Annotated in this window: 10 protein-coding genes; 6 read left to right on the top strand and 4 right to left on the bottom strand. The window is 38.0% G+C overall.

All coding sequences use genetic code 11. From position 1 onward, the window contains the following. Nucleotides 1-236: 236 nt before the first annotated feature. Together H6G77_RS35085 and H6G77_RS35080 are read right to left on the bottom strand one after the other, a co-directional pair. Complete coding sequence (locus H6G77_RS35085) at nt 237-1,031, bottom strand: sugar phosphate isomerase/epimerase (protein ID WP_190874124.1); 795 nt, start codon at nt 1,029-1,031, stop codon at nt 237-239. Next, nucleotides 1,031-1,729, bottom strand: a complete 699-nt coding sequence (locus H6G77_RS35080) for a hypothetical protein (RefSeq protein WP_190874123.1) — start codon at nt 1,727-1,729, stop codon at nt 1,031-1,033. Before H6G77_RS35080 ends, H6G77_RS35085 begins: the two co-directional genes overlap by 1 nt. A gap of 250 nt (nt 1,730-1,979) precedes the next feature. On the opposite strand from H6G77_RS35080, the gene H6G77_RS35075 reads away from it, so the two are divergent. The 5 genes from H6G77_RS35075 (at nt 1,980) to H6G77_RS35055 (ending at nt 4,312) form a co-directional block, all read left to right on the top strand. After that, a complete protein-coding gene (locus H6G77_RS35075) occupies nt 1,980-2,315 on the top strand; it encodes a DUF5674 family protein (RefSeq protein ID WP_190874122.1) in 336 nt (111 codons plus the stop codon). Next, nucleotides 2,315-2,677, top strand: coding sequence for a hypothetical protein (locus H6G77_RS35070; RefSeq protein ID WP_190874121.1), 363 nt, complete (start codon nt 2,315-2,317; stop codon nt 2,675-2,677). The genes H6G77_RS35075 and H6G77_RS35070 overlap by 1 nt, the downstream gene beginning before the upstream one ends. A gap of 584 nt (nt 2,678-3,261) precedes the next feature. After that, complete coding sequence (locus tag H6G77_RS35065; protein ID WP_190874120.1) at nt 3,262-3,774, top strand: hypothetical protein; 513 nt, start codon at nt 3,262-3,264, stop codon at nt 3,772-3,774. Beyond that, entirely contained in the window at nt 3,771-3,965 is a 195-nt protein-coding gene (locus H6G77_RS35060) for a hypothetical protein (RefSeq protein WP_190874119.1), read from the top strand. The genes H6G77_RS35065 and H6G77_RS35060 overlap by 4 nt, the downstream gene beginning before the upstream one ends. Before the next feature lie 14 nt (nt 3,966-3,979). Then, nucleotides 3,980-4,312, top strand: coding sequence for a hypothetical protein (locus H6G77_RS35055; protein ID WP_190874118.1), 333 nt, complete (start codon nt 3,980-3,982; stop codon nt 4,310-4,312). Nucleotides 4,313-4,409: 97 nt separating this feature from the next. Here the strand turns inward: H6G77_RS35055 and H6G77_RS35050 are convergent, their stop codons facing one another. Continuing rightward, nucleotides 4,410-4,871 carry a hypothetical protein gene (locus H6G77_RS35050; RefSeq protein ID WP_190874117.1) on the bottom strand — a complete coding sequence of 154 codons (462 nt, stop codon included), beginning with the start codon at nt 4,869-4,871 and terminating at the stop codon, nt 4,410-4,412. Between the two features lie 111 nt (nt 4,872-4,982). Then, nucleotides 4,983-5,540, bottom strand: a complete 558-nt coding sequence (locus tag H6G77_RS35045; protein ID WP_190874116.1) for a hypothetical protein — start codon at nt 5,538-5,540, stop codon at nt 4,983-4,985. Between the two features lie 131 nt (nt 5,541-5,671). On the opposite strand from H6G77_RS35045, the gene H6G77_RS35040 reads away from it, so the two are divergent. Continuing rightward, nucleotides 5,672-6,127: a UPF0158 family protein gene (locus H6G77_RS35040; protein ID WP_190874115.1), complete on the top strand. Its 456-nt coding sequence runs from the start codon at nt 5,672-5,674 to the stop codon at nt 6,125-6,127. Nucleotides 6,128-6,283 lie beyond the last annotated feature (156 nt).

Here is a 6,283-nt window from a genome sequence, read left to right as displayed (position 1 = left end):
TGATAAGATATCGGGCATGGGCTTGTTGTGGCTTTTGAGTTGTCGTTTGGGAAGACAATAACTCTACTACATCAGCCCTCTCTCTTCATCCTCTTATTTTGGCGAAGGTATTGATTGAGGAAGGATATAATAACGAACAGTCGTATCAAGCAGCACTTGAAAGATTTCATTCAGTAGGTCTTTGGCCTTGGCAACCAGAGAATATAAGCGGTTTGTTACAAACTATTATCAGTTAATTATTTGAATTTTAGAGTAGCGATACGCTCGTATTCATGCTGCACTACTGAAACAGGCAATCGATTCAATCGGCTCTCTAATACTAAAGGAATTCCTTTCGGAAAATGAGTAATTTGAGATAACCACCAAGTATTATCCATAATCCGCGAATGTATATCTTGTCGTCCATCATTGTCGGAAATATGAATTTCTAAAAGTCTGTCTAATGGTACTCCCAACCATTGATTGAGAATTATTTCGTTTTTCTGATGCCAAATGTTGAGATGTGCCAAGTCTATAACTATTTTGATTTGTGGAGTATCTTGGCAAAATTGGGCAAGCTCAGTAGCATTGTCCAAAAGATTTTCTACAGAACTAATCGGGGGTGCAGGATACATTGTCTCTACACCCAGAGCAATATCTCGCTTCAGACAAAGTTGATGAAGATATTGAATGTTTTCTACAAACATTGTGTATGCTTTGGCGCGTTCAGTGGTTTTAGAAAAGTTTCCTCCATGTACTGAATAAGCACTAACACCTATACTTGCTAGATAATCTGTCAGTTGCTCAAAATATTTCCAATCTTGAGGTTGAGCCAGGTTGAAAGGATAGTGACGTGCGCTCCAAACAAAAGCATGGTGCGCTCGATAAACCATTCCTAATTTTTTAAAGTCTTCTATTGCTTGTGTGGCATCAGCATCAGGACGAGGGCCAATTGCTAGTTCAGTATGTCGGACTCCTGCATTCCAAAATACTGTTAAGGCTTCACGGGTTGAAACTCCACCATAGGCTGACAAGCTCAAATACAATTGCATCAGTTTTCCCCTGTGGATGAATAATTAAAAATTGCTCTTTTGGGTTTAAGTGCGAATATTTTGAGGGAGTAACCTACTAATGTGCTAATTTCAGTCGCTAATTGCTGTTTTTGTTCCTCCGCATATTCCAGATTTTTTAACAGCCCTCCTACATACCCTGAAATATAATAGTCAATCTGTTCTTTAGTAGAAGTTTCACTACATTCATTCACGTTATATATACGTTTTAGAGGAATTTTTATCAAATCCTCAACTGCGCCTAATTTTAAAGACAAACTATAGCTATACCCAATAAAGTTACGTTCGTCATCGTAACCATCAAGGTCTTCATACGTTTGGTAGTTGCTCAAACCTATCGGTAGTTCAATCGTTGCCAATAACCAAGTAGTTGGATCTTCTGCAATACTAACTTTAGGTTTCGGATTGTACCAATAATTACTTCGAGTCTGTTTTAACTCTTGCACAAATGTTCTTAATTCTGGGATTGGTAACAAGCAACGAGCATCACTAGCCAAAGCATCAGTAATTCGTTTGAGTTCTATTGCTTGTGCTTCTACTAGGCTCTGTTCTGCCTCACGAAGTTCTTGCATTCGTGTCATAACCAACTCTTGCAACGAAGCAATTTGCGGATCGAATTGGTTGGAATGATTTTGTACTAATCCTTCATACAAAGAAAGTAGAGAATTAGAATCTGCCATAGCTTTCCTCAATTTTAGAAGTGCAAAATATTAATAACTATTGCAGTTTGAAGCTGTTGAACCCTGTTTTGTAGTTCTTTTGTACTAATATACCATTAACTCTTTCAATCGATGCTTCAACTCAAAATTATTTTTTACTTTGCACTCTCAGATACCAGCACGCATCGTTTCGGGAGCTAAATTTAGTTGTTTGTCAGCGAAAAGTATTGTATAAATTGTTATTGGTAGTCATCAAGTAGGATAATTGCAGTTGATTTTAATCATTCGTGAACTTGCTACCCCGCAACAAATAGAAGAAATGCTGAAAACGTGGGATGTATTCATTAAAATAGCTGTAGACATCGAACGCAAAATTCTTGCAGGCGGTGGAGTTCGTCACTATGAATGTGAACAAGAATTGCTCAAAGATGGCAGCAGACAACGTGATATTTGGGGGGCTGATTGGTCGCCTTATACTCAAGAATTGACATTTGAGTCAATTATTAACATCCGCCCCAGTCAAAATAACCGTAGTATGATCATACAGTCCCCACAGATTCGAGAACAAGTCAGCCAAATTAGCCAGCAGTTGCTAGGAGGATTGTAATGCCTAACTGGAGAATTATTGAAGCTAGTTTTTTACATCTAACTCAGCCACAGCAATTAGGGGAATTAGCCGCCTGTTTAGCAAGGCTCAAATCTTGGGTACAAAATAGTGCAAAGCGCGAAATAGTTCCAGTATTGTTAGAAGAGAGCTTATTGTATTTGTCTCTAATACAGCAAAACAGTGAAATTAATCACGTTGAATTAAATCAACTTCAAGACACTTTACAGAATTGGAAGCTCAATTGGGTCAGCATTTGCGATGAATCAACCCAAACTGCAAATATCACAGATGTTGCATCTACTTGGTCAGAGCGTGTATTACTCATGTCTGGTTTGCTCACGTCTCAATCCATGAGTGCATAATCAACAGCAGTGCGTAGGTGTAGCCAGTCGCAGACATCGCTCCTTGATGTTATAACCGCAATCTCCTGTATGGTTTTTCAAATGAAATGCTTGATGATGGCTTCGGTCATATCTAGTCAATGCGCTTGGAAAACCAGCAACTCAATCTATTTCCAGAAGTAAAACCAACAGGTTTTTAAGAAGAATTTGGACAAGTTACAAGCTGGAATACTTATAACTTCGTAAAGGCATAAATGGCGCGATCGCTCTTTTGGAAAAAGAAAATGGACACTAATAACAGAAATGGAAGAATAAAATGGACACAGATCCGCTTTGATACTACTTTTGGGCGACTTTTCCTTTGAACCGCATTCTTCACAAACATTGCTCCCGTGCTGCGTAGCTTGCCGCCGTAGGCATCACTATTAACAAAACTTTCATTTTGCATACAGATATAGGGTTTGAGCAATTTAGTTTTACTTTATGCTATTTTTTAACCGTTTTCAGAAGGTAAAGTTGGACATCCTGTCCAAAATCTTCTTCAAGTCACAAAATCTTTTTAGCCAGATTAAACTAGGGATATAAGAATTGGTACTTTACAACAGATGGCAGTTAATAACCCATTGATTCTGACGCTGTTTGTTCTGGTAATCACCCTGCTGGCTCTTGCCTATGGTTTTAGTGTGAAAGCTCAACGTTTACCTTTTACAGCAGAAATTGGATTTAACGAAAAGCAATGGCAATTTCTACGATGGTGGGTCAAATTAGCTTTGGTTCTAGGAGTTTTATTACCGATGGGCTTGTTAGCTGTTGATTGGAAACAACCATCCTCATGGATATTTTGGGTAAATTACCTGTCAATAGTCGTAGTACAACTTATAAGTGAACGCGTCTTTAGTAGATGGTTAGTACCCAGCGTTGTTGTACCCATTGGTTTTTTCTACACAGCTTTTCGGTTGTGGCAACTGCTAGATGGACTCACCCAATTAACATTTTCCTATTTAACATTGGCGAGTTTTAGTATTGTTGTGTTGTTTTGGGTTGCTAACTTAGTTATGTTAATGGTGATGGCCATTCCAACAATCTTTGTGAATTCGGAGTCAATTTCACAATCTTGAATTTTTGGACAACATCTTGTCTTTCTAGCCTCCCCAGCCTCGAACTCATACATTACAGAGAAGCCATCCTGCAAGATAAACCTGCCAATTGCCTTCGATATGCGATCGCGGCTGACTTAACACAACCTTGGTCACATCTGCTTTTACAACAGGGCTTTGACATTAACATAACACACCTACACTTTGGTTAATGGAAGGGCTGTTAATGTACCTAAACGAGTCCCAAGTTGATGAGTTACTCCTCACAATTAGCCAGTTGAGTACAGATGGTAGTTACTTGGGGGCTGATTTGGTCAGTGTCAAGTCGTGGCAGGTTGGGGCTAAACATCAAAATGGCTTGATTAGCAAGCACTGGCGTTTCGGTACAGATGAACCAGAACAGTTGTTTGCATCTCACGGCTGGAATGCTTCAGTTATTCAGCCAGGAGAAATCAGAGCCAATTATGGTCGATATGCTGTTCAATTGGCTCCACGCGAAATCAAAGGTGTGCGGCGGTCTTTTTTGGTTACAGCGAAGAAGGAATCGATAACTTTGTAGGCTTATCCTTATTCAAGGACTTTATCGCGTGATTGGGCTGATGAATAAAATCAACTACAATTATTTAGACTAGTAATAGCAAGTTCTCTTTGGGCAGTTAAATAAATTCCAATTCATCTGGGAATACAAATTCGCATTCAATAGGTGACAGCCAAATATGACAAATTGTATTGTCGTATAATTCAGCTTCGAGTACAATCCCTGGTTCTAGATATTTCTTTCCAACAAAATCAGAGTTTCTAAAGTAAAAATCTCCGCCTACTAATAGTTTAGCTGGCTTTAATCTTCCCTGGCGTTTAGCTTGATAATATGCTTGAGTAAGTTCTTCATCTGTAGGATGATGACGCACATAACTCATCAACGACTCCCATTTTTCAGGGCTTAGTCTCTCTTTTAAATAATCAGATAAATTTGTACTTTTCTGTTTTTCCTGTTCGGCTTCTAACTTTAGCTTTTCGATATATAACCGCAAAGCTTCTCTAGCATCAATTTTATGAGTTTTAGCAATTGTCAAGACGTGAGCCGCAATCTCTAAGTCTTTAGCTGGGTCGATTTCCATCAGAAGTATTGTTATTCTTATAGACTAAATCACTTGCTAACCATATACTTACTATGAATTGGTTTGAGCTAACATCAAATATTAACTATAGATGTGTTAACCATATTTCTCTTATTCTATCAAGTTACTTCTAAGACGATAAATATAACCTTGCTTTTTGAGAGCTACACAAAACGGCTGAACATATTTTTTAATTATTTCATCAGGAGTAACTGTATTCATTGCATCTTTCATGATTTCATCAGCTTTTTGTTTAAGAATAGGAAATTCTTCTTCAGGATAAGAATATAACCCGTTTTCTAGAGATGGTTCACTGCCATTATTTAGTATTTTGTAGGCATTCCAGAGTATAGCTTCTTTGGATAAAATAAAAAATTCAGCCGTTTCTAAATTGTCAGTTTCCTCAACAGCACTACTCAGTTTTTGCACAAACTCTTGAGCCATTGGATCACTGCTATTGCTGAATGAAGATTCAATTTTTTTAAAATGCCTCATTACTTTTTTTGAAGCATATAATTTTCCTAATCTTCTATCTAGTAAAAAATCTTTACCGTATATAAAGTCTCCATCCGTCTGTATTGCTAAAACCAAATTTTTAGAATACTTGTCCAAAGGCGCATAGGGTTTGAGTTTTTTATTAGCTGGTGATTTGCCGAAACCTTTAGCCATCGAAATCTTCTCAAATTTATCACAACAGTATTTTAACTTTAATTTAGTCTATCTTAACTTGTAAGAATATATACTACTACACTAAAAGAAAGGCTACGAGAAATTTTAGGAAAAGTAGGCGAGGAGTAAAAATGACAACCGCAATTCTCAAAGATGACATCTTTCTTATCACCAAAGTTATGACTAGTCGAGATGGGGATGGGGTCTATGGCTACCTTGAGCGTGATACAGGTAAACTTTTAATTGGTGGCGAGGATTACCGTTTAGATATTCTGCCTAATGATGAAAATGTAGATGAAGAAGCAGAAGTTGAATTTGATTTACGTTACCTACCAATTCCACAAAACGGTTCAGCAGATTCTTACCAAGATATGGTGGCTTTTATTGAAACAGTTGAAGATGAAAAGCTACGCGATCTGCTAGGAGTCGCTATTCAAGGAAGGGGAGCTTTTGGACGCTTCAAGGATGTGTTACGCCGCGCAGAATATGAGTCTGAACGAAATCGTTGGTTTTCATTCAGTGAGCAATGCGAGTATGACCGTGCAGTTAAATGGTTAGCTGCTGAAGGTTTTAGTGTGACAGCTTAGAGCAGTACTTATGTTTTTAAAGTTGTTATTCCCTGCTTATTAACAATACCGTAGCCAATTTACGAGGGTTCAACACCTGTAGAAACGGGATGAATACGTCCTAAAGAAGTAAGCTTGGCAAAAATCTGACTTAATAAAATAGGCTCAGGCATTTCA

It is taken from the genome of Aulosira sp. FACHB-615 (assembly GCF_014698045.1).
Classification (GTDB): domain Bacteria; phylum Cyanobacteriota; class Cyanobacteriia; order Cyanobacteriales; family Nostocaceae; genus Nostoc_B.
This window is presented reverse-complemented; position numbering and strand designations above follow the sequence as displayed.

Bases quoted from the DNA above. Each gene is read 5' to 3' on its own strand.
- H6G77_RS35085 (WP_190874124.1), bottom strand. From the start codon at position 1,031: ATGCAATTGTATTTGAGCTTGTCAGCCTATGGTGGAGTTTCAACCCGT.
- H6G77_RS35050 (WP_190874117.1), bottom strand. From the start codon at position 4,871: ATGGAAATCGACCCAGCTAAAGACTTAGAGATTGCGGCTCACGTCTTG.
- H6G77_RS35040 (WP_190874115.1), top strand. From the start codon at position 5,672: ATGACAACCGCAATTCTCAAAGATGACATCTTTCTTATCACCAAAGTT.
- H6G77_RS35080 (WP_190874123.1), bottom strand. From the start codon at position 1,729: ATGGCAGATTCTAATTCTCTACTTTCTTTGTATGAAGGATTAGTACAA.
- H6G77_RS35045 (WP_190874116.1), bottom strand. From the start codon at position 5,540: ATGGCTAAAGGTTTCGGCAAATCACCAGCTAATAAAAAACTCAAACCC.
- H6G77_RS35065 (WP_190874120.1), top strand. From the start codon at position 3,262: ATGGCAGTTAATAACCCATTGATTCTGACGCTGTTTGTTCTGGTAATC.
- H6G77_RS35055 (WP_190874118.1), top strand. From the start codon at position 3,980: ATGTACCTAAACGAGTCCCAAGTTGATGAGTTACTCCTCACAATTAGC.
- H6G77_RS35070 (WP_190874121.1), top strand. From the start codon at position 2,315: ATGCCTAACTGGAGAATTATTGAAGCTAGTTTTTTACATCTAACTCAG.